This window comes from Burkholderia sp. BCC1047 (genome assembly GCF_902833155.1).
Taxonomy (GTDB): Bacteria; Pseudomonadota; Gammaproteobacteria; order Burkholderiales; family Burkholderiaceae; genus Burkholderia; species Burkholderia sola.
In genome coordinates, this window is sequence record NZ_CADFEH010000004.1 from 189326 (window position 1) to 210485 (window position 21160).

Consider the following 21160-nt stretch of genomic DNA (forward strand, 5'->3'; position numbering starts at 1 on the left):
ACTCAACCCGGGCAACCCAGCCGATCCGCGAGTTCGTTCAGATCCCTGACGTCGAAATCCCACGCATCGTCGGCTTGCAGGTCGGTCGTCTGGCCGGGCCCGTGCTCGGTCGGCCGCAGCACGAACGCGGTCGACAGCCCGAGCCGGCGCGCGGCCGCCAGATCGCCGTTATGCGCGGCCACCAGGCACAGCTCGGCCGGCGCGACGCCGAGAATCTCGACCGCTTCGGTATAGACGGCCGGCGACGGCTTGTACGCGCGGGCCACCTCGGCGCCGAGAATCGCGTCCCAAGGCAGCCCGCCGTGCTTCGCGACGTCGACCATCAGCCGGATATTGCCGTTCGACAGCGGCGCGATGATGTAGCGCTGCTTCAACCGGCGCAGCCCGGCGACGGCATCGGGCCACGGATCAAGTCGGTGCCATGCGAGATTGAGCGCGTCGATGTCGGCATCGGGCACGTCGACGATCCCGAAACGGTCGAGCGTACGGACGAGGTTCTCGCGATGCAGCACGTCGAGCCGCACGTAGCGGCGGCGGCCGCTGCGGATTTCTTCCATCGACGGCGAATATTCGTCGCGCCACGCATCGGCGAACGCGAACGGGTCGAGCGTCGGCGCGTGGCGGTCCAGGAACGCGGCCGCGCCGCGTGCGACACCGCTTCTCCAGTCGACGATCGTTCCGAAGACATCGAAAACGAGCGCCTTGATTTCGGCAGGGTTCGTCATGGGGATCCAGTGAAGGTCGTTCGATGAGGGTTCACATCGCCGTGCCGCCAGATGGCGCGGCGCCGGTTCGATCGACATTGAATCACGGATACGAAAACGCGGCCGGGGAGGCCGCGATGCGGGGCGCGCGCGCCGGTCGCGCGGGCGCCCCGAAGCAGGGCAAGGGTGCGCGGCGCCGGCCCCACAGCGCCGGCCGCCGCGCCCCTGCGGACCAATCAGCTCTTGTCGTACGAGAACTGGATGCCGGCCGTGCCGCCGGTTTCGATGAACAGGTTTACGAACGCCGGCACGGTGGCGCTGCGCGCCCAGTCGCGCTGCAATTCGCAGAACAGCTGCGCGACGCTGATCATCTGGCCGCCCGCCTGTTCGATGCGGCGCAGCGCGGCTTCGTGCGCGGCGACCGACGTGCCGCCGACCGCATCGACGACCACGTACACCTCGTAGCCGGCCTTCAGCGCGTCGAGCGCCGGGAAGGTCAGGCACGCTTCGGTCCACAGCGCGGTCATGATCAGTTTCTTGCGGCCGGTCGCCTCGACGGCCTGGCGGAACTCGACGTCTTCCCACGAGTTGATGCTCGTGCGGTCGTAGGTCGGATAGCCTTCGAGCGCCGCGCGCAATTGGGGGATCGGCGGCTTGTTCAGCCCGGTCTTCACGTTGACGGTCGAATGGACGATCGGCAGGTCGTACGCAACCGCCGCCTTCGATGCGCCGACGATGTTGTTGATCAGCAATTGGCGATCCATCGACGCGATGGAGTTCACCTGGACGGGCTGGTAATCGATGACGATGAACGCCGCGTTCTGCGGGGTGAGCAGGTGGTCGTTCGCGGGGTCGCGAATCGGTTCGCTTGCCATGGTTGCCTCCGGAGATAGTTCGGGAATGTGAAGGGACACGTCGAAACACGATGCTATGCGTGCAACAACCGGCGTTCCAGTCCCTTAAAATGCCGTCAGTGTTCTATGAATGGAACAATCATGGATGACCTGAACGACCTGTACTATTTCGTGAAGGTGGTCGAACACGGCGGGTTCACGCAGGCCGGGCGCGCGCTGGACGTACCGAAATCGACACTGAGCCGGCGCATCGCGGCGCTGGAGGCGCGGTACGACGTGCGGCTGCTGCAGCGCACGACGCGCCATTTCACGGTCACCGAAACCGGGCGCGAATTCTACGAGCGCTGTCTCGCCGTGCTGGTCGAAGCCGACGCCGCGCGCGAGGTGATCGAGCGCCGGCACGCGCAGCCGCGCGGCATCGTGCGCGTGAGCTGCCCGACCGCGCTGCTCGAATACCGCGTGAGCGAACTCGTCGCACGCTTCATGGCGATTCATCCGCAGGTGCACGTGCACCTCGAGGCGACGAATCGCCGCGTCGACCTGTTGAGCGAAGGATTCGACCTGGCGCTGCGCGTGCGCTTCCCGCCGCTGGAGGACAGCGATCTCGTGATGCGCGTGCTCGCCGACAGCCCGCAGCGGCTGGTAGCGGCGCCGCAGTGGCTGGCCGGGCGCACCGCGCCGTCGGACCCGGCCGAGCTGATCGGCGTGCCGAGCCTCGACTGGGGGCCGGCGCGGCATCACGCGTGGCAACTGATCGGGCCGAACGGCGAGCATGCGCAATTGCGCCACCACCCGCGTTTCGTGACCGACGACATGCACGCGCTGCGCGATGCGGCGATTCATGGCGTCGGCATCGTGCAACTGCCGTGCATGGTCGTCGAGGACGACCTGCGCAACGGCACGCTGGTCGACGTGCTGCCCGGCTGGGCGCCGAAGGGCGGCGTGGTGCACGCGGTGTTTCCGTCGCGGCGCGGGCTGCTGCCGCGCGTGCGCCTGCTGATCGACTTCCTGGCCGAGCACATCCGGAAGGATTGACGGGCCGCGCGCCCGCACTGTCGTGCGACGCAGCAACCCATCATCGCCGCGGCGCCGCCCGCCCGCCGCGCGGCAACCGAGCGTATCCCCTGATGGAAGCAGGTATGTCGATCGTCACGGATTGGTGTTAAATACATTTCGGCGCGCCCTCGCTCGGCGCGCAAACGGGGCGCACCGGGGATCGGCGTAAACCCGGAGCGGAACAGGGCACGAAATATCGATAACGAACCGGGCGCACCAGACCCGGTCGGACAGACGGCAGGATTCACTTGAATACCGAACCGCAAAGTTCTCGCTACAGCCTCGGGCTCGCCGCGGAAGTGCTCGCATCCGAGCAGAGTGTGCTGAGGCTGATCACACGCAACACGCCGCTGCCGGAACTGTTGGTCGAAGTTTGCCGGCGTGCCGAGGCTTTGCTCGGCGACGGCGCGTCGTGCACGATTCTGCTGCTCGATACGGACGGCGTGCACGTGCGCGTCGGCGCGGCGCCGTCGCTGCCCGCGCAGTACAGCGCGGCGATCGACGGCGCGACGATCGGCCCCGCGGCCGGCTCGTGCGGCACCGCGATGTACGAGCGCCGGATGGTCACCGTCGAGGACATCGAAACCGATCCGCTGTGGGCCGACTATCGCGCCATCGCGTTACCGCTCGGCTTGCGCGCGTGCTGGTCGGTGCCGTTCCTCGACGACGCGGGCGTCGTGCTCGGCGCGTTCGCCGTCTATCATCACCGGCCGTGCCGCCCGAGCGACGAGGAAACCGGGCTGTTGCGCGATATCGGCAACAGCGTCGGCCTCGCGGTGCACCAGGACCGGATCGCACGGCAGCTCGCGCGCAGCGAGGAACATCACCGGCTCGTCGTCAACAGCCTGAGCGAGGGCATCCTCGTCGTGTCGCGCGAGGGCGTCGTGATCGCGAGCAATCCGAGCGCGAACCGGATGATCCGCGCGAAGGGCGAACTCGTCGGCCGTCGGCTGTCCACGGTGATCCTGCGCAAGCTGTACGAGGACGGCACGCCGATCGACCCGCACGACTGGCCGAGCCGGCGCGCGCTCGAGACGGCCACGCCGATGCTCGACTACACGGTCGGCTTCGGTCTCGCGGACGGCGACATCATCTGGGTGCGCGGCAACGCGGTGCCGATCGTGCGGCCGGGCGAGACGCAGGCCGACTCGGTGCTCGTGTCGTTCAACGACATCGGCCCGGTGCGCGAAGCGCAGCAGCAGTTGCGCTACATGGCGACCCGCGATGCGCTGACGGGCCTCTACAACCGCCGCTGGCTCGGCGACCGCATGCGCGAGCTGTTCGGCGTGCGCGATGCGGCGGCCGGGCCCGCGCGCGTCGCGATCCTGTTCATCGATCTGGTCGGCTTCAAGAAGGTCAACGACACCGCCGGCCACGATGCGGGCGACGCGCTGCTGCGCAGCGTCGCGGCGCGGCTCGCGGGCTGCGCGGACGGCCGCTACGCGCTCACGCGCGTCGGCGGCGACGAGTTCGTGATCCTCGTCGACGACTGCGACGATCCCGAGCGCCTCGCGGGGCTCGCGCGCGAGGTCATCGACGCGATCGCGAAGCCGTTCGCGATCGCGAACAACGAATACTGGCTCGGCGTATCGATCGGCATCAGCGTCGCGCCGCGCGACGGCGACGACGCCGTGACGCTGATGCGCAACGCCGATTCGGCGATGTACGACGCGAAGCAGCACGGCCGCAACCATTTCACGTTCTTCACCGCGCAGCTCAACCTGCGGCTGCAGCGCCGCTTCGCGATCGAACAGTCGCTGCGGCGCGCGCTGGCGTCGGACATGCTGCGGCTCGCGTATCAGCCCGTGGTCGACGCGCGCACCGGCCGCACGGTCGGCGCCGAAGCGCTGCTGCGCTGGACGAGCCCGGAGCTCGGACCGATGTCGCCGGCGGAATTCATTCCGGTCGCGGAAGACACGGGGCTGATCGTCGCGATCGGCCAATGGGTGCTCGAAACCGCGTGCCGGCAGGCGGCCGAGTGGCGCCGCACGATCGCGCCGGACCTGATGCTGGCCGTCAACCTGTCGCCGCGGCAGTTTCACGAAGGGCTCGTCGAATCGGTCGCCCGCTGTCTCGCGCAAACGCGGCTCGACCCGTCCGCGCTCGAACTCGAGATCACCGAAGGCGTGCTGATGAACGACACGGACACCGTGCTGCCGATGCTCGAAGCGCTCACGGACATGAACGTGCGGATCTCGGTCGACGATTTCGGCACCGGCTATTCGTCGCTCGCGTACCTGAAGCGCTTTCCGCTGCACAACCTGAAGGTCGACCGTTCGTTCGTGTCGGGCGTGCCCGATCATCACGACTCGGTCGCGATCACGCAGGCGGTCGTCGCGATGGCGCATTCGCTCGGCATGAAGGTCACGGCCGAAGGCGTCGAGACGCAGGCTCAGTCGTGGTTCCTGCAGCAGATCGGCTGCGACATGCAGCAGGGCTATCTGTTCAGCCGCCCGCTGGATGCGCACGACTACGCGCGCCGGCTCGGCGCCGCGTGACCGCGGCGCGCTCGCCGGACCTGGCGCGCGAGTGCGCTAGCTGCGAGCGCCGAACCCGCCGGCGCCCGGCGGCGTCGGCGACGGATCGATCTCGACCCGGTTCTTGCCTTCGTGCTTCGCGCGATAGAGCGCGCGGTCGGCCGCCTCGATCAGCACGGTCGTCGGCAGGCCGGGTGCGGGCACGATGCTCGCGCCGCCGATGCTGATCGTCACGATCTGGTTGCCCGTCGACGAATGCGCGTGCCGCACGCGCAACGCCTCGACCGCGAGCCGGATCTTCTCGCCGAGCAGCCGCGCGGCGCCCGGCGACGTGGCCGGCATCACGACCGCGAATTCCTCGCCGCCGAAGCGGGCGGCGAGATCGCCCGACTGCCCGAGACAGCGCTCGATCGTCGACGCGATCTGCTTGAGCACGCTGTCGCCCGACACGTGCCCGTACGTGTCGTTGTACAGCTTGAAGTTGTCGACGTCGATCATCAGCAGCGACAGCTCGCCGCGCTCGCGCGTGCCGCGCCGCCACTCGGCGGCCAGGTATTCGTCGAGATAGCGCCGGTTCGACAAGCCGGTCAGGCCGTCGGAGTGCGTGAGGCGCCGCAGCTCGAGATTGGCCTCGAGCAGTTGCTGTTGCGACTGCCGCAGCGCGCGATAGGCTTCGTCGCGCTGCAGCAGGTTCATATATGAGCGCGAGTGGTAGCGGATGCGCGCGACGAGCTCGATGCGATCGGGCAGCTTGACCAGATAGTCGTTCGCGCCGCACGCGAACGCGGCGCTCTTGATCACCGGTTCTTCCTGCGTCGACAACACGATGATCGGCACGTCGCGCGTCGCCGGATTCGCGCGGTACGCGCGCACGAGGCTCAGCCCGTCGGTGCCGGGCATCACGAGATCCTGCAGGATCACGGTCGGGCGCGTCTCGATCGCGGCGGCCATCGCGTCGTCCGAGCGCGGGCAGTAGTGGAAGTCGATGCCGTCCTCGTCGACGAGCGCGCGGCGCACGGCTTCCGCGACGATCGTCTGGTCGTCGACCAGCAGCACCATCGCCGGCGCGTCGGCGGGCGACCCGGTCGGGCCGCCCGGCGGGCGAGTCAGGTCAATCGTCATGGTCGATGCGGGTTGTTGCGGTTGTTGCAAGGGCAGGCATGGGCGTTGCGCGCGGTCATCGTCGGGCTTAGATCCGCGCGAGCGCCGCCAGCTCGCCCGCGATGCGTCCGAGCGGCAGGATCGCGCGCGCCGCGCCGAGCGTCGCGGCTGCCTTCGGCATCCCGTACACGGCGCTGGTCGCCTCGTCCTGCGCGATCGTATGGTAGCCCTTCATTCGCAGCGCCTTCAGGCCGATCGCGCCGTCGCGTCCCATCCCGGTGAGCAGTACGCCGATCACGCGGCCGGGCCAGTGCTCGGTCAGGCTGTTGAAGAATACGTCGACCGACGGACGATACGGCGTGGCGGCCGGTTCCCGCGTGTATTCGAGCGTGCCGGCGCGCGTGATGCGCAGGTGATCGTCGGTCGCGGCGAGCAGCGCGACGCCCGGCTGCGGGCGGTCGCCTTCGTGCGCGACGCGCACGGCGAGCCGGGTCTGACCGTCGAGCCATTGCGCCATGCCTTCGGCGAACGCGCGATCGACGTGCTGCACGATCACGATCGGCGCATTGAAATCGGCCGGCAGGCTGCCGAGGATCGACGCGAGCGCGCCGGGGCCGCCGGCCGATGCGCCGATCGCGACCAGCGGGCCGGCGCCGCCGCGCGCGGCCGCGCCCGTGACGCGCGTGCCGCCCGGCGCGTCGAGCAGGCGGCCGATCTGGTCGATCTTCGCGAGCAGCAGTTTCGTCGTGTCGCCGGCCGCGCCGTCGCCGAGCCGCGGCGTATCGACCGCGTCGAGCGCACCGGCGCCCATCGCCTCGAACACGCGCCACGCGTTCGCGCCGATGCAGCTCGTCACGATCAGGATCGCGCACGGTCGTTCGGAGCGCATGATCCGCCGCGTCGCTTCGATCCCGTCGAACTTCGGCATGATCAGATCCATCAGCACGATGTCGGGCGGCTGCGCGGCGCACAGTTCGACGGCCTGCGCGCCGTCGGTCGCGACCCACAGCACGCGGTGCTCGGGCCGTCGCGCGATCGCGCGGCGCATCGCCTCGACGGCAAGCGGGAGGTCGTTGACGATGCCGATGTTCACAAGCGGAATTCTCCGGTCGGTTCGTAGTGTTGTTGGAGGTGGGCCGGGTTCATGGAAGGTGCAGCCGGTTCGGCGCGTCCGGGCGGCATCGGCGGCCGGACGGCGCGGCATTCTTTTGGGTTGACGACGCCCGAATGCTGTCATGCGGCGCGGGCGGCGGCAATCGAAAAATTTGCGCATGGTGCCGTTTCAGTGCGTTTCCTCTATGGCGATGCCGCATTGCCTGCAAGCGGGCCAGTCGATCCCTTCCGGACACGCCGCAAAAGTCCGCATGTTACCGTGCCGGCATCGACGAAAAAGAAAGGAGAGAACCGGATGACCGTGCCCGATACCGTCCTCGTCAGCCGCGAACCGTACGCGCCGATCGTGATCGAGCAGGACGGCCGTTTGCTGTACCGGATCTACATCGAGAGCGGACACGCGTCGTTCTACCGCGATTTTCCGGTCGAACCCGACGCTGTGCGCGTGCTGCGCGACGACGCGGAGCGCTACTACTTCCTGTTCGCGGCGCTTCACCATCCGTACCAGTTGAGCGCGACGAACCTCTGCGACGCGGAGCGCGAGCGTTATTTCAGCACGATCCTGTTTGCCGGCCGCGACGCGGTCGAAGCCTTCATGACGGAACGCGATCGTGCCAGCAACGGCGCGGTGGCGAATTTGCTGAGGATCTTCACGCAGGCCGATTACCGGCAACTGCGCGAGGGCCGGTGGTTCGGCGTGGGCGCGGGCACGCCGGCTGCATAGCGGCCCGTACCGCAGCATCGGCCGCGCGGCGGACGCACCCGCTGCGCCTTCAATGGCTGCGCGCGTAGCCCTGGATCAGCGCGCGCATCATCCCCTCGACCGTCGCGTCGCGCAGGTCGTCTTCCTGCTCGGCTTCCTCGACGAGCGCGGCATAGGCGGTCGCGAGCGTCACGCGGTCGACCTCATGGCGTTGCTCCATCAGCGTCACCATCCCGTCCTTCGCCAGATGCGCGGAGAACGCGCGGCTGCCGATGGTCTGGAATACGTCAATCATGGCGGCTCTCCCGTACGTTGCCGATGCTTTTCAGTGTAGTCGGCGTCCCGCGGGCGCGCCACGCGCGCGGGCCGGCCGGCCGACCCGCTCGATTTGTCCGATGAAACACCCCCGACACATGCCGCGTGCACGGTATCCGGCGGCTTCAACGTTTACCCGAACCCGCAAATTGTCGACTTTTTATCGATAAAGTCTCGTGTTAGATTTCGCCGTCCGAGCCCGATGCAAACCGGGCCGGCCGCGCGCGGACGACGTGCCGCGCGTCCAGACACAAGGAGGGGAAATGCTGGTGCTGATTGGGGTGCCGATCGTCGTGATCGGCTTCGCGCTGCGCTTCAATGCGCTGCTGGTGGTCACGATCGCCGGGCTCGCGACCGGGCTGGCGGGCGGGCTGAATCTCGTCGACATCGTCAGCGCGTTCGGCAAGGCGTTCGCCGAGAACCGCTACATGGGGCTGATCTGGCTCACGCTGCCGGTGATCGCGCTGCTCGAGCGCAACGGACTCAAGGAGCAGGCGAAGCGGATGATCGCGCGCGTGCAGGCGGCCACCACCGGCCGCGTGCTGATGCTGTACTTCGTGCTGCGCCAGGCGACCGCCGCACTCGGCCTCACGTCGCTCGGCGGCCACGCGCAGATGGTGCGGCCGCTGATCGCTCCGATGGCCGAGGCCGCCGCGGTCGGCCGGCACGGCGAGCTGCCCGAATCGGTGCGCCAGCAGATTCGCGCGCATGCGTCCGGCGCGGACAACGTCGCCGTGTTCTTCGGCGAGGACATCTTCATCGCGATCCAGTCGATCCTGCTGATCAAGGGCTTTCTCGAACAGAACGGCATCGCCATCGAGCCGCTGCACCTGTCGGTGTGGGCGATCCCGACCGCGATCGCCGCGCTGCTGATCCACTGCACGCGCCTCGCGCTGCTCGACCGCCGGCTCGCGCGCGGCTTCGGCCTGATGACGCAGGAGGGCGCGCGATGATCGGCCTCGAATCGCTGTACACGCTCGCCGGGCTGATGTTCGCCGCGTTCGCGTACTTCAACCTGACGGACCGCACGAACCCACGGCGCGTCGTCAATTTCGCGTTCTGGGCCATCTACGCGATCACGTTCCTGTTCGGCGCGCTGCTGCCGCATTTCGTGATGGGCTGCCTGGCGATCGCGCTCGCGCTGATCGCCGGTTCGGGCAAGCTCGGCCGCGGCCGGTCCGACGAGGCCGGCGAAGCGGCGGCCGTGCGGCGCGAGACGCTCGCGCAGCGCTTCGGCAACCGGCTGTTCCTGCCCGCGCTGCTGATTCCGCTCGTCACGCTGATCGGCACGTTCGCGCTGAAGCTCGTGCCGTTCGTCGAGCCGAAGAGCGTGACGCTGATCTCGCTCGTGCTCGGCACGATCGTCGCGTTCGTCGTCGCGCTCGCGATGCTGCGCGATTCGCCCGTGCATGCGCTGAAGGAAGCGCGCCACACGATGGACGCGGTCGGCTGGGCCGCGATCCTGCCGCAGATGCTCGCGGCGCTCGGCGCGCTGTTCGCGGTCGCGGGCGTCGGCGGCGTGGTGTCGGGGCTCGTGAAGGAGTGGGTGCCGATCGACTCGCCGTTCGCGGTGGTCGCGGCCTACACGGTCGGCATGGCGCTGTTCACGATGATCATGGGCAACGGCTTCGCCGCGTTTCCAGTGATGACGGCCGGCATCGGCCTGCCGCTGATCGTCCACCAGTTCCACGGCAATCCGGCGATCATGGGCGCGATCGGGATGCTGAGCGGCTTCTGCGGTACGCTGATGACGCCGATGGCCGCGAACTTCAACATCGTGCCCGCGGCGCTGCTCGAACTGAAGGACAAGAACGGCGTGATCAAGGCGCAGTGGCCGACGGCCGTGCTGCTGCTGGCCGTGAACACGCTGCTGATGTACGCGTTCGTATTCCGCTTCTGATTCGATGGACGAGATCCTCATGACCGACCGACTCACCCCCGAACTCGCGTCGAAATTCGCGTCGCTCGCGCTCGCGCACCTGACCCGCGAATATCCGAACAAGCTCACGCATGCGCTCGAAGGTCCGCACGACGTGCAGGGGCCGCGCGCACTGCACCCGATCTTCTACGGCAGCTACGACTGGCACTCGTGCGTGCACGGCTACTGGCTCGTGCTGCGCGTGCTCGAACGCTTCCCGGCATTGCCGGAGGCCGAGCGCATCGTCGCGATCGTCGACGCGCACTTCACCGATGCGAACGTCGCCGGCGAGCGCGCGTATCTCGCGCTGCCGCACAACAGCGGCTTCGAGCGGCCGTACGGCTGGGCATGGCTGCTCGCGCTCGTCGCGCAGCTCGAGCGGCTCGCGCTGAAGGGCGTGCTGCCGCAGGCCGCACGCTGGGCGAAGACGATGGCGCCGCTGGCCGACCTGTTCGTGTCGCGCTTCGAGACTTTCCTGCCGAAGGCGACCTATCCGCTGCGCGTCGGCACGCACTTCAACACCGCGTTCGCGCTGGCGCTCACGCTCGATTTCGCGCGCGATACGCAGCGCGACGGGCTCGCCGCACTGATCGTCGATACCGCGAAGCGCTGGCACCTGAACGACGTCGCGTGCCAGGCGTGGGAGCCGTCGGGCGACGAATTCCTGTCGCCCGCGCTGATGGAAGCCGAACTGATGCGGCGCGTGCTGCCGGCCGCCGAATTCGACGGCTGGTTCGCGCGCTTCCTGCCCGACCTCGCGCGCGGCGAGCCGGCGACGCTGTTCGAGCCGGCGACGGTCAGCGACCGCAGCGACGGCAAGATCGCGCATCTGGACGGGCTGAACCTGAGCCGTGCGTGGTGCCAGCGTTCGCTGGCCGGCGCGCTGCCGGAAGGCGATGCGCGGCGCGCGAAGCTGCTCGATGCGGCCGACCGGCATCTCGCGAGCGCGCTCGCGCACGTGGCGGGGGACTATATGGGCGAGCACTGGCTCGCGACGTTCGCGTTGCTCGCGCTGGACGCGTAGCGCGCGAAACCGACACGTTAGTGAGCGACAAACTCCTACCGAGTAGGGCGACGCCCACCGATAGCGCTCTTGCGCACGCGACGTTCGTCATTTCATCGGACGGCGCGCACCCGGACACGTGGACCGCTTTCTTCGGCATCTTCCCGAGTCGAACGATCACGAAAGGGAAGCCCTATCTGCTGCCGTCCGGGCGGCTGAGTTCCCGGCCCGGAAAGCTCAATCTGTGGGCGCTGGAAAGCAGGGCTGCCGTTCAAAGCGATCGGTTGGAGCCGCACCTGCGCTACCTGATCGAACGACTCTCGTTGCCACGTGACGGTCTCGTCGAGCGTATCGAACAAGCAGGGGCGCATATGCGGTTCTTCTGCTACTGGGACAACGAGAATGGTGATCGTGTGCCCTACGTGTCGGACACTACCCGCCAGCTGATTGAATCAGTCGGGGAAGTGATCGAGATCGACGAGTATCGATAGCGTCTAAGGCTGCTCGCGTCTCCGTGACGCCTGACGCGACGCACGTACTTCCTCAATCCGCCCCCCGCCACGGCACGGGCGCGAGCTTGCGGGCGGTTCCCACTGCAGTGCGCCGCCGAGCGGTAAATAGGTAACCGATGGAAGGGTTTTTGTACTAATTCAGTCAATCTTTCGTGGAAGGCGACCGCCTTTGCGTCCCATGCAACACCGCTTTCCATATCAGGGCCGGCGCGCGGCGGCGACGACTCGCTACACTGCCGTACCGGTTGGACGGGCCCCGGCATCAGGCCCGCGAGCAAGGAGACAGAAGAGGATGGACACCCCACGCGCAGCGGTCGTCACGTACCGCGGGAAGGCGATCGAGAACACGCACGTCGCCCATGTGGCGGTCGTCGATGCACGCGGCCGGCTGCTGGCCCGGTTCGGCGATCCGTTCCGGATGACGCTCGCGCGGTCGGCGGCCAAGCCGGCCCAGGCGCTGTCGGTGATCGAGACGGGCGCGCCGGAGCGCTTCGGCTTCGACGACGCGGACATCGCGCTGATGTGCGCGTCGCACAGCAGCGAGGATCGTCACATCGAACGCACGCGCGCGATGCTCGCGAAGGTCGCCGCGCACGAATCGGATCTGCGCTGCGGCGGTCATCCGCCGTTGTCGGACGCGGTGTACCGGTCGTGGATCAAGCGCGACTACACGCCGACCGGCGTATGCAGCAACTGTTCGGGCAAGCACGTCGGGATGCTGGCCGGCGCGCAGGCGATCGGCGCCGCGATCGCCGATTACCATCTGCCCGACCATCCGATGCAGGTGCGCGTGAAGCAGGTGGTGGCCGATGCATGCGGGCTGCGCGACGACGAGGTCGACTGGGGCATCGACGGCTGCAACCTGCCGACCCCGGCGTTCTCGCTGGATCGGCTGGCGCGCCTGTACGCGTCGCTGGCCGACGGCGCGGACGCGGTGGAAGCGGGCGGCGCGCTCACGGACCGCATTCGCGCACTGGCGCGCATTCACCGTGCGATGACCGCTCATCCGGAGCTGGTCGCAGGCGAAGGGCGCTATTGCACGGTGCTGATGAACGCGTTCGGCGGACAGGTGGTCGGCAAGCTCGGCGCGGATGCGTGCTACGGAATCGGTGTGCGCGCGTCGGAACGCACGCGGCAACTCGGCGCGGACGGTGCGCTCGGCATCTCGGTGAAGATCGAGGACGGCAATCTCGACGTGCTGTATATGGTCGTCAGCGAAATCCTCGAGCGGTTGCAGATCGGCACGGCCGAGCAGCGCGCGCAATTGTCAGCGTTCCACCGGCCGCGGATGCTGAACACGCAGGGCGTCGAGTTCGGGCACGCGACGTTCCCGTTCGAATTGCAGGCGGCCTGAACGCGGTCGCCGCGCCCGATGCCGCCGGCCCGCAATCCGGGCCGCATCGGCGCGCGCTACGCGCGTGCGTCGCGAATCTTCGCCAGCTCCCGATCCGACAGCTCGCCGATCTGCGCGAGGTGTTCCGCGAGAAAATCCTTCAGCACGCGCAGCTTCGCCGAGCTGCGCCGGTTCGCCAGATACGCGATGTAGATGAATTCGCCGGTCAGCCGGTTCTGCAGCCGGTAGCGCGGCAGCACGGCTTCGAGCTGGCCGCTCGCGAGCAGGTCGCGCACCAGCCAGACCTCGAATTCCGCGATGCCGAGCCCCGCGCAGGTCGCTTCCAGCAGCAGCTCCGAATGGTCGGTGACGAGATTGCCGGCCGGCAGCACGCTGTGCCGCGTGTCGCCGCGCACGAGCTCCCAGCGCGGATCGCCTTCCGGGTGCACGTAGCGCAGGCAGTTGTGGTGCTTCAGGTCGTCCGGCGTCGTCGGGCGTCCGCAGCGATCGAGGTAGCCGGGCGTCGCGCACAGGATGCTGTCGTTGCGCGACAGCCGGTGGACGACCAGATTGTCCAGGTAGTTCTCGCCTTCGTGGATGTCGAGATCGAAGCCGCCGGCCACGAGGTCGTTGTGGTTGTCGGTGAGCCGCACGTCGAGCTGGATCGTCGGATAGCGCGCGAGAAACGGCGCGATCAGCGGCGCGAGATGACGGCGGCCGAACGCGACCGGCGCGGTGAGCTTCAGCGGGCCGCTCGGCTGCGCATTCAGCTCGGCGACGACACGCAGCGTGTCGTCGAGATCGGCGATCAGCGTGACCGCGCGCTCCAGATAGATATGGCCGGCTTCGGTGAGCGTCACGCTGTGCGTCGAGCGGTGCAGCAGCGCGACGCCGAGCGCCTCCTCGATCGCCGTCACCTTGCGCGCGACCGTCGACGTCGACACGTGCATCTCCTTCGCGACCGCCGAAAAACTCCCTGTTTCGACCACGCGCACGAACGCGCGCATCGCGCCCAGGTGATCGATGCCGGTTTCTCTCGCGCCTTTTTTCATTCGATTCTCGCTGTTGCGTCCCACGCAAAACCGCTTTCGATAATACAGAAGCGAGCTTGTTTTTGCAAAGGCATAGAATGCGAACCCGTCGCGTCGGCAAGCGGCGGCCGGCGAGCGGCACGAGACATTTCAGGAGGGCACGATGGCAGAGAACGGCTTCCGCGTCGAAGCGGATCTTTTAGGTAAACGAAGCATTCCGGATACCGCCTATTACGGCGTCCACACGCTGCGCGCGAAAGAGAATTTCGACATTTCGGGCCGCACCATCGCGTCGCTGCCGTACCTCGTGATGGCGCTCGCGTCCGTGAAGGAAGCGGCGGCCGACGCCAATTGCGAACTCGGGCTGCTGCCGCGGCCGTTCCGCGATGCGATCGCCGCCGCGTGCGTCGAGATCCGCGAAGGGCGGCTGCACGACCAGTTCGTCGTCGACGTCATCCAGGGCGGCGCCGGCACGTCGACCAACATGAACGCGAACGAGGTGATCTGCAACCGCGCGCTCGAAATCATGGGCTACGCGCGCGGGCAGTACGAATACCTGCATCCGAACGAGCACGTCAATCTCGCACAGAGCACCAACGACGTCTATCCGACCGCGATCCGGATCGCGACGTGCTTCGCGGTCGAGCACCTGCTCGAAGCGATGGCGCGGCTGCGCGATGCATTCGCGGAGCGGGCCGACGCGTTCGCCGGCTTGCTGAAGCTCGGCCGCACGCAGTTGCAGGACGCGGTGCCGATGACGCTCGGCCAGGAATTCTCGACCTACGCGGTGATGCTGACGGAAGACATCGCGCGGCTGCAGGAAGCCGGCTGGCTGATTCGCGAGATCAACCTCGGCGCGACCGCGATCGGCACGGGCATCACCGCGCATCCGCAATACGCGGAGAAGGCGCTGGCCGCGCTGCGCCGCATCACCGGGCTCGACCTGAGCACCGCGCCGAACCTGATCGAGGCGACGCAGGATTGCGGCGCGTTCGTCCAGGTGTCGGGCGTGCTCAAGCGGATCGCCGTCAAGCTGTCGAAGATCTGCAACGACCTGCGGCTGCTGTCGAGCGGCCCGCGCGCGGGCTTCGGCGAAATCAACCTGCCGCCCGTGCAGGCCGGCTCGTCGATCATGCCCGGCAAGGTCAATCCGGTGATTCCGGAAGTCGTCAACCAGGTTGCGTTCGAGGTGTTCGGCAACGACGTGACCATCACCTTCGCGGCCGAGGCGGGCCAGCTCCAGCTCAACGCGTTCGAACCGGTGATCGCGAGCGCGCTGTTCCGCAGCTTCAGCCACCTGACGGCCGCGTGCACGACGCTCGCGCAGCGATGCGTGAGCGGCATCACCGCGAATCCGGAACGGCTGCGCGAAACGATGGAGCGCTCGGTCGCGCTCGCGACCGCGCTGAATCCGTATATCGGCTACAAGCGCGCGACCGCCGTCGCCGCCGAAGCGCATGCGACCGGCAAGTCGATCCGCGAGGTCGTGCTGGCGCGCGAACTGATGACCGAGGCGCAGCTCGACGAAGCGCTGCAGCCCGAAGCGCTGATCCGGCCGCGCGCGTTCTGACGCGAGCCGGTTCGCGGTCGTACCGAAAGCGCTCCCGCAGCGGGGCGCGACACATCTACAAACAACGGAGACTCACGATGACACACCCCAGCGAGCGCCCGGCCGGTCCGGCCGGCGGCGCGGATGCCGCGCATGCCGATCCCGATGCGATGTTCGCGTCGCACGAAGCCGGCTATGCGAAGCAGTTGAAGCCGCGGCACGTGCAGATGATCGCGATGGGCGGTGCGATCGGCACCGGCCTCTTTCTCGGCGCGGGCGGTCGCCTGCAAAGCGCGGGGCCCGCGCTCGCGCTCGTGTATCTCGTGTGCGGCGTGTTCGCGTTCCTGATCATGCGCGCGCTCGGCGAACTCGTGATGCACCGGCCGACCAGCGGCAGCTTCGTGTCGTACGCACGGGAGTTCATGGGCGAACGCGCGTCGTTCGTCGCGGGCTGGATGTACTACCTGAACTGGGCGACGACCGGCATCGTCGACATTACCGCGGTCGCGATCTACATGAAGTACTGGGCCGTGTTCACCGACGTGCCGCAATGGGTATTCGCGCTCGGCGCGCTCGGGATCGTGTCGGTGATGAACATGATCGGCGTGAAGGTGTTCGGCGAGATGGAATTCTGGTTCTCGCTCGTCAAGGTCGGCACGCTGGCGGTGTTTCTCGCGGTCGGCGCCGTGTTTCTCGCGAGCGGCCATCCGGTGGCGGGGCAGATGACGGGGCTGCATCTCGTCGCGGATCACGGCGGGATCTTCCCGCACGGGATTTTGCCGGCCGTGCTGATCGTGCAGGGCGTCGTGTTCGCGTATGCGAGCATCGAACTCGTCGGCGTCGCGGCGGGCGAGACGGCCGACGCGCGCAAGGTGCTGCCGAAGGCGATCAACAGCGTGATGTGGCGCATCGCGCTGTTCTACGTCGGCTCGGTCGTGCTGTTGACGCTGTTGCTGCCGTGGACCGCGTACAGCTCGCATGAAAGCCCGTTCGTCACGTTCTTCAGCAAGCTCGGCGTGCCGTACGTCGGGACCGTGATGAACGTCGTGGTGCTGACCGCCGCGCTGTCGAGCCTGAATTCCGGGCTCTATTCGACGGGCCGCGTGCTGCGCTCGCTCGCGATGGGCGGCTCGGCGCCGCGCTTCGTGTCGCGGATGAACGCGCGCGGCGTGCCGTACGGCGGGATCCTGATCACGGTCGCGATCAACGCGATCGGCGTGCCGCTGAACTACATCGTGCCGGCGCAGGCGTTCGAGATCGTGCTGAACATGGCGTCGCTCGGGATCATCACGACGTGGGGCTTCATCGTGATGTGCCAGATCCTGTTCCGTCGCGCGGTCGATCGCGGCGAGATGAAGGCCGTATCGTTCCGGATGCCCGGCGCGCCGTTCACGTCGTGGCTCACGCTCGCGTTCCTCGTCGGCGTGCTGGTGCTGATGGCGTTCGACTACCCCGGCGGCACGTGGACCATCGCGATGATTCCGGTCGTCGTGCTCGCGCTGGTGATCGGCTGGAAGCTGGCGAAACGTGGTGCCGAGCGCGAACGGGCGGCGGCGATGCCGGCATCCGTGCGCGCCGTTGCGGATCCCGCGCAGAACGCGTGATGAACGCTTGACGTCATGCACCGGGGGCGTCGATCCGTTCGCGGGCCGGCGCCCCCGGTGCGTTCGGTTCCGGTTCAATTCACATTCAGTTCAGCCCGGCGCGCTCGCCGACCCATCGGCCGAAATCGCCGGCCATCTCCGCGGTCAGCTCGTGGCCGGCCGCATACAGCCGCGTGTCGTGCGCGACGCCGAGCGCCGTCAGCTTCGCGTCGGCCGTGTCGGCCCACGCGATGGGCAACTTGTCGTCGAAGCGGCCGTGCATCACCAGCGCCTGCAGCGTGCTCAATGCATCGCGCGGCGCGATCAGCGGATCGATTTCCGGCAGGACGCGCCCGCACAGCACGGCGAACGCGCTGACGTCGCCCGGCGACGTGAGGCCGACGCTCGCGCTCATGATGCCGCCCTGGCTGAAGCCGGCGATCACGGTCGGCAACGCGGGGGCTGCGCCATCCCGCGCGCGGAACGCATGCAGCAGCGTGATCAGTTGCACGCGGCTCTCGTCCGCACGCGCCGCATCGATTTCAGGGCCGTTCGGGCCGAAACGCACCGGAAACCACGCATGCTGATTGGGCCCGAATGTGAGCGGTCCGCGCAGGAACGCGATTTCGACGCGTGGATCGATCGCGTCGGCCACGTTCAGCAGGTTGGTTTCGTTACCGCCGACGCCATGCAGCAGCAATAGGCGGGCGGCGGCGCGGCCGGTGGCCGGACGCAGCCGGTATCGAAGGCCGGATTCGGGTTCGGTGGTCAGCGGCAGGACGTCGGTCATTGCGTGGGTCCGGTTGGGGGAGTGATCCGACAGTCTAGAACGCCCGGGGGGGTGAGGTGAATCGCCGGATTGCGATTGATTCTTTCTCACTGGGAATGAATTGACCGACTTGAAAGTTTTTTGTCAGAATCGGGTGCGACCACCGACACACCGGGAGATCCGATGAATTCGACGAAAAGATTTGAAGCCGACGATGCTAAAGCTGAACGGTTTCCCAAGGACGCGGGATTGGGCGCTTGCGGTTCCCATGAACCTCGTCGCAGCGCAGTGAGCGCGAACGAGCCGGCGCCGGAGCAGTGGGCGTGGCTGGCACCTCTGATCGAACCAGTCAACCCGGAGTTTGAAAACGCGCTCGCGTCGCGCCCCGCGATTTCAGACGAGAGCGGATGCATTTGACGTTGCGGCAGCGAAGCGAATGCGCAAACGTTTTACCGGTATTCGACCGGATTGAATTGTCGGATCGAGAAATAAAAGAATGAATATCCAGATCCGATTTGCCGAGGTCGCCGGGTAGGCCGGACGGGACGCCCAGGCCGACAGTTAACGGCCAGTCCAATAAGAACTTTAGCCTTTTCTCCCTGCAATTAACCATTGCGATTTTCTCAATGACCGATTGATTTTCGGTCATCGGACAGTCATACACCATCCCCGATAATTCGGCGCTCACATTCTCTCAATAGACCAAAGGGCGATCGAAACCCGATCGCTGCGGGGAGCCGTGTTCATGACCATCCGTCATCGCATTACGCTGCTAGTCGTCCTGACGTTCTTCGCGCTGTCCGCGATCGGCGTCTACGCCGTGTACCAGACGCGCAAGAGCGCCGCCGAGGTGCGTCAGGTCACCCAGGGAATCGTGCCGAGCGCGCTCGCGTCGGCGGATCTCGTCGCCGACGTGAAGAACATCCAGATCGCGACGATGACGCTCGTCTACGCGCCCGACGCGAACACCGCCGCGCAGGCGCGCGACGAGCTGAAGGCGAAGCAGGCCGCGCTGCGCACCGCGCTCGACGCGCAGGCGAAATCAGCGGTCGGCCGCGCACAGGAAGGGCTCGTCGCACAGGCGAAGGACAGCGCCGCGAACTATTTCGCGGCGATCGACGACACCGTGAAGATGAAGACGGACGGCAAGGCCGAGATGGCGCAGGCGTACCTGTTCGCGAACGTCGCGCAGTATCGCGACGAACTCGAAAGCATCGTCGACACGCTGCGCGTCGAGAAGAACCGCCAGAAGGACGACGCGATCGGTGCGTTGAACGGGATGCTTGCGACCACGGCGACCGCGATCGCGAGCGTCGCCGGCACGGTGATCGTGCTGCTGACCGCACTCGGCTTCGTGCTGTATCGCCAGATCACGCGTCCGCTGATCGGGATGCAGACGGCGATGAGCGAGATCGCGACGAGCCAGGATTTCACGCGCCGCGTGCCGGTGGGCCGGATGGACGAAATCGGCCATTCGATCGTCGCGTTCAACGGGATGATCGAGAAGATCCAGGAGAACGCCGCGCAACTGAAGCAGAAGACGGCCGACATCCAGGCGATGCTGCAGAACATGCAGCAGGGCATCCTGACCGTCGTCGAAGGCGGCGTCGTGCATGCGGAGTATTCGGCGTACCTCGAAACCATCTTCGAGACGAACGACATCGCCGGGCGCGACCTGATGGCGCTCGTGTTCGACGATTCGGCGATCGGCGCCGATGCGCGCTCGCAGGTCGACGCGGCCGTGCATGCGTGCCTCGGCGAGGACAGCATGAACTTCGAGTTCAACGAGCACCTGCTCGTCAACGAAGTCGCGAAGCGGATGCCGGACGGCCGCGAGAAGTGGCTCGACCTGAGTTGGTCGGCGATCACCGACGAGACCGACACCGTGGTGCGCCTGATGCTGTGCGTGCGCGACGTGACCGAGATCCGCGAGCTGACCGCGCAGGCCGGCGAACAGCAGCGGCGCCTCGAGATGATCGGCGAGATTCTGTCGATCAGCCAGGACAAGTTCCACGACTTCGTGCACAGCGCGAAGGGCTTCCTCAGCGAGAACGAACGGATGATCCGCCAGCACGAGCGCGTCGATCACTCGATCGTCGCGGCGCTGTTCCGCAACATGCACACGATCAAGGGCAATGCACGCACGTACAGCCTGCAGCACCTGACGAACATCGTCCACGAAGCGGAGCAGGCGTACGAATCGCTGCGCCGCGCGGACGGCGGCCCCGAATGGAACCGCGACGCGCTGATGGACGATCTGGCGCGCGTACGCGAAGCCGTCGATCACTATGCGACGATCAACGCGGTCACGCTTGGCCGCAGCGGCGAGCCGGCACCGAATGGCGCCGATTTCCTGATGGTCGAGCGCGCGCACATCAGCGAGAGCCTGCGCGTGCTCGACGGCGCCGACCCGGCCAACGCGTCCGACTGGCACGCGGCGCGCGATGCGGTGCGCCGCATGCTGAGCCAGCTCGGCACGCAAGGGATCGGCGACGCGCTCGGCGGCGTGATCGAGTCGCTGCCGTCGCTCGCGGCCGAGCTCGGCAAGCCGGCGCCCGTCGTGCATATCGACAGCCACGGCCAGCGCGTGCGCAGCGAGATCGTCGCGACGCTGAAGAACGTGTTCATGCACCTGCTGCGCAATGCGGTCGACCACGGGATCGAATCGTCCGACGCGCGGCGCGCGGCCGGCAAGCCGGCGTCCGGCACGATCGACATCGCGGTCGGCGTGGGCGGCGGCGAACTGTGGTTCGTGCTCGCCGACGACGGCCGCGGCCTCGCGCTCGACCGGATTCGCGGCATCGCGCGCGAGCGCGGCTGGATCGATGCCGACAATGAAGCGGCGCTGTCCGACGAGGACGTCGCCGAGCTCATCTTCCGGCCGGGCTTCTCGACCGCTCAGACGGTGACCGAAGTATCGGGGCGCGGCGTCGGCATGGACGCGGTGCGCAATTTCCTGAAGCGCGACGGCGGCGATATCGCGCTGCGCTTCACCGACGATCGCGTCGGCGCGCCGTATCGCGCATTCGAGACGATCGTGTCGCTGCCGGCGCGCTTCGCGGCGGACGCTGCCGCGCATGGCGCGGGGCACGTGCAGCACGCGCGCAGCGCGGATATCGGCGCGGCGGAGTGACGGCGT

The 21160-nt window shown here is 67.5% G+C and carries 19 protein-coding genes; 12 read left to right on the top strand and 7 right to left on the bottom strand.

Annotation, left to right across the window (positions count from 1 at the left end; genetic code table 11):
• Nucleotides 1–2: 2 nt before the first annotated feature.
• Both HWX55_RS06945 and HWX55_RS06950 read right to left on the bottom strand, forming a co-directional pair.
• The gene (locus HWX55_RS06945; protein WP_175974968.1) at nt 3–725 is read right to left on the bottom strand and encodes a haloacid dehalogenase type II; all 723 of its coding nucleotides are present in this window, start codon (nt 723–725) and stop codon (nt 3–5) included.
• 215 nt (nt 726–940) lie between these two features.
• Nucleotides 941–1579: a hydrolase gene (locus HWX55_RS06950; RefSeq protein WP_175974969.1), complete on the bottom strand. Its 639-nt coding sequence runs from the start codon at nt 1577–1579 to the stop codon at nt 941–943.
• A gap of 120 nt (nt 1580–1699) precedes the next feature.
• On the opposite strand from HWX55_RS06950, the gene HWX55_RS06955 reads away from it, so the two are divergent.
• A complete protein-coding gene (locus HWX55_RS06955; protein ID WP_124638566.1) occupies nt 1700–2593 on the top strand; it encodes a LysR substrate-binding domain-containing protein in 894 nt (297 codons plus the stop codon).
• Nucleotides 2594–2862: 269 nt separating this feature from the next.
• Complete coding sequence (locus HWX55_RS06960) at nt 2863–5112, top strand: EAL domain-containing protein (RefSeq protein WP_175974970.1); 2250 nt, start codon at nt 2863–2865, stop codon at nt 5110–5112.
• A 36-nt stretch (nt 5113–5148) separates the two neighbouring features.
• Here HWX55_RS06960 and HWX55_RS06965 read toward each other — a convergent pair whose 3' ends face one another.
• The gene (locus HWX55_RS06965; RefSeq protein ID WP_175974971.1) at nt 5149–6213 is read right to left on the bottom strand and encodes a PleD family two-component system response regulator; all 1065 of its coding nucleotides are present in this window, start codon (nt 6211–6213) and stop codon (nt 5149–5151) included.
• A 67-nt stretch (nt 6214–6280) separates the two neighbouring features.
• Nucleotides 6281–7285 carry a chemotaxis response regulator protein-glutamate methylesterase gene (locus tag HWX55_RS06970; RefSeq protein ID WP_175974972.1) on the bottom strand — a complete coding sequence of 335 codons (1005 nt, stop codon included), beginning with the start codon at nt 7283–7285 and terminating at the stop codon, nt 6281–6283.
• A 315-nt stretch (nt 7286–7600) separates the two neighbouring features.
• Between HWX55_RS06970 and HWX55_RS06975 the strand changes: the two genes are divergently transcribed.
• Nucleotides 7601–8029 (top strand): hypothetical protein, encoded by a 429-nt coding sequence (locus tag HWX55_RS06975; protein WP_175974973.1) that lies wholly within the window; start codon nt 7601–7603, stop codon nt 8027–8029.
• Between the two features lie 49 nt (nt 8030–8078).
• Here the strand turns inward: HWX55_RS06975 and HWX55_RS06980 are convergent, their stop codons facing one another.
• Entirely contained in the window at nt 8079–8303 is a 225-nt protein-coding gene (locus HWX55_RS06980; RefSeq protein WP_050013757.1) for a hypothetical protein, read from the bottom strand.
• A gap of 283 nt (nt 8304–8586) precedes the next feature.
• Between HWX55_RS06980 and HWX55_RS06985 the strand changes: the two genes are divergently transcribed.
• The 5 genes from HWX55_RS06985 (at nt 8587) to HWX55_RS07005 (ending at nt 13110) form a co-directional block, all read left to right on the top strand.
• A complete protein-coding gene (locus HWX55_RS06985) occupies nt 8587–9276 on the top strand; it encodes a DUF969 domain-containing protein (protein ID WP_175974974.1) in 690 nt (229 codons plus the stop codon).
• A complete protein-coding gene (locus HWX55_RS06990) occupies nt 9273–10223 on the top strand; it encodes a DUF979 domain-containing protein (RefSeq protein ID WP_069618345.1) in 951 nt (316 codons plus the stop codon). The genes HWX55_RS06985 and HWX55_RS06990 overlap by 4 nt, the downstream gene beginning before the upstream one ends.
• A gap of 19 nt (nt 10224–10242) precedes the next feature.
• Nucleotides 10243–11265 (top strand): DUF2891 domain-containing protein, encoded by a 1023-nt coding sequence (locus tag HWX55_RS06995; RefSeq protein ID WP_175974976.1) that lies wholly within the window; start codon nt 10243–10245, stop codon nt 11263–11265.
• 20 nt (nt 11266–11285) lie between these two features.
• Nucleotides 11286–11735, top strand: coding sequence for a DUF4279 domain-containing protein (locus HWX55_RS07000; protein ID WP_175974978.1), 450 nt, complete (start codon nt 11286–11288; stop codon nt 11733–11735).
• 313 nt (nt 11736–12048) lie between these two features.
• The gene (locus tag HWX55_RS07005) at nt 12049–13110 is read left to right on the top strand and encodes an asparaginase (protein ID WP_175974980.1); all 1062 of its coding nucleotides are present in this window, start codon (nt 12049–12051) and stop codon (nt 13108–13110) included.
• A gap of 56 nt (nt 13111–13166) precedes the next feature.
• On the opposite strand, the gene HWX55_RS07010 is transcribed toward HWX55_RS07005, so the two are convergent.
• Entirely contained in the window at nt 13167–14141 is a 975-nt protein-coding gene (locus HWX55_RS07010; protein ID WP_175974982.1) for a LysR family transcriptional regulator, read from the bottom strand.
• A 142-nt stretch (nt 14142–14283) separates the two neighbouring features.
• Between HWX55_RS07010 and HWX55_RS07015 the strand changes: the two genes are divergently transcribed.
• Nucleotides 14284–15690, top strand: coding sequence for an aspartate ammonia-lyase (locus HWX55_RS07015; RefSeq protein ID WP_175974984.1), 1407 nt, complete (start codon nt 14284–14286; stop codon nt 15688–15690).
• A gap of 77 nt (nt 15691–15767) precedes the next feature.
• Nucleotides 15768–17273, top strand: coding sequence for an amino acid permease (locus tag HWX55_RS07020; protein ID WP_050013765.1), 1506 nt, complete (start codon nt 15768–15770; stop codon nt 17271–17273).
• A gap of 85 nt (nt 17274–17358) precedes the next feature.
• On the opposite strand, the gene HWX55_RS07025 is transcribed toward HWX55_RS07020, so the two are convergent.
• Nucleotides 17359–18042: a phospholipase gene (locus HWX55_RS07025; RefSeq protein ID WP_175974986.1), complete on the bottom strand. Its 684-nt coding sequence runs from the start codon at nt 18040–18042 to the stop codon at nt 17359–17361.
• 162 nt (nt 18043–18204) lie between these two features.
• Here HWX55_RS07025 and HWX55_RS07030 point away from each other — a divergent pair, with 162 nt between their 5' ends.
• On the top strand, nt 18205–18438 hold the full coding sequence (locus HWX55_RS07030) for a virulence-associated protein (protein ID WP_244140514.1): 234 nt from the start codon (nt 18205–18207) through the stop codon (nt 18436–18438).
• Between the two features lie 328 nt (nt 18439–18766).
• Nucleotides 18767–21154: an MCP four helix bundle domain-containing protein gene (locus tag HWX55_RS07035; RefSeq protein WP_175974989.1), complete on the top strand. Its 2388-nt coding sequence runs from the start codon at nt 18767–18769 to the stop codon at nt 21152–21154.
• Nucleotides 21155–21160 lie beyond the last annotated feature (6 nt).

Excerpts from the sequence above, each read along its gene's own strand:
- HWX55_RS06945 (WP_175974968.1), bottom strand. The coding sequence starts at position 725 with ATGACGAACCCTGCCGAAATCAAGGCGCTCGTTTTCGATGTCTTCGGA.
- HWX55_RS06950 (WP_175974969.1), bottom strand. The coding sequence starts at position 1,579 with ATGGCAAGCGAACCGATTCGCGACCCCGCGAACGACCACCTGCTCACC.
- HWX55_RS06955 (WP_124638566.1), top strand. The coding sequence starts at position 1,700 with ATGGATGACCTGAACGACCTGTACTATTTCGTGAAGGTGGTCGAACAC.
- HWX55_RS06965 (WP_175974971.1), bottom strand. The coding sequence starts at position 6,213 with ATGACGATTGACCTGACTCGCCCGCCGGGCGGCCCGACCGGGTCGCCC.
- HWX55_RS06975 (WP_175974973.1), top strand. The coding sequence starts at position 7,601 with ATGACCGTGCCCGATACCGTCCTCGTCAGCCGCGAACCGTACGCGCCG.
- HWX55_RS06980 (WP_050013757.1), bottom strand. The coding sequence starts at position 8,303 with ATGATTGACGTATTCCAGACCATCGGCAGCCGCGCGTTCTCCGCGCAT.
- HWX55_RS06985 (WP_175974974.1), top strand. The coding sequence starts at position 8,587 with ATGCTGGTGCTGATTGGGGTGCCGATCGTCGTGATCGGCTTCGCGCTG.
- HWX55_RS06990 (WP_069618345.1), top strand. The coding sequence starts at position 9,273 with ATGATCGGCCTCGAATCGCTGTACACGCTCGCCGGGCTGATGTTCGCC.
- HWX55_RS06995 (WP_175974976.1), top strand. The coding sequence starts at position 10,243 with ATGACCGACCGACTCACCCCCGAACTCGCGTCGAAATTCGCGTCGCTC.
- HWX55_RS07005 (WP_175974980.1), top strand. The coding sequence starts at position 12,049 with ATGGACACCCCACGCGCAGCGGTCGTCACGTACCGCGGGAAGGCGATC.
- HWX55_RS07010 (WP_175974982.1), bottom strand. The coding sequence starts at position 14,141 with ATGAAAAAAGGCGCGAGAGAAACCGGCATCGATCACCTGGGCGCGATG.
- HWX55_RS07015 (WP_175974984.1), top strand. The coding sequence starts at position 14,284 with ATGGCAGAGAACGGCTTCCGCGTCGAAGCGGATCTTTTAGGTAAACGA.
- HWX55_RS07020 (WP_050013765.1), top strand. The coding sequence starts at position 15,768 with ATGACACACCCCAGCGAGCGCCCGGCCGGTCCGGCCGGCGGCGCGGAT.
- HWX55_RS07025 (WP_175974986.1), bottom strand. The coding sequence starts at position 18,042 with ATGACCGACGTCCTGCCGCTGACCACCGAACCCGAATCCGGCCTTCGA.
- HWX55_RS07030 (WP_244140514.1), top strand. The coding sequence starts at position 18,205 with ATGAATTCGACGAAAAGATTTGAAGCCGACGATGCTAAAGCTGAACGG.
- HWX55_RS07035 (WP_175974989.1), top strand. The coding sequence starts at position 18,767 with ATGACCATCCGTCATCGCATTACGCTGCTAGTCGTCCTGACGTTCTTC.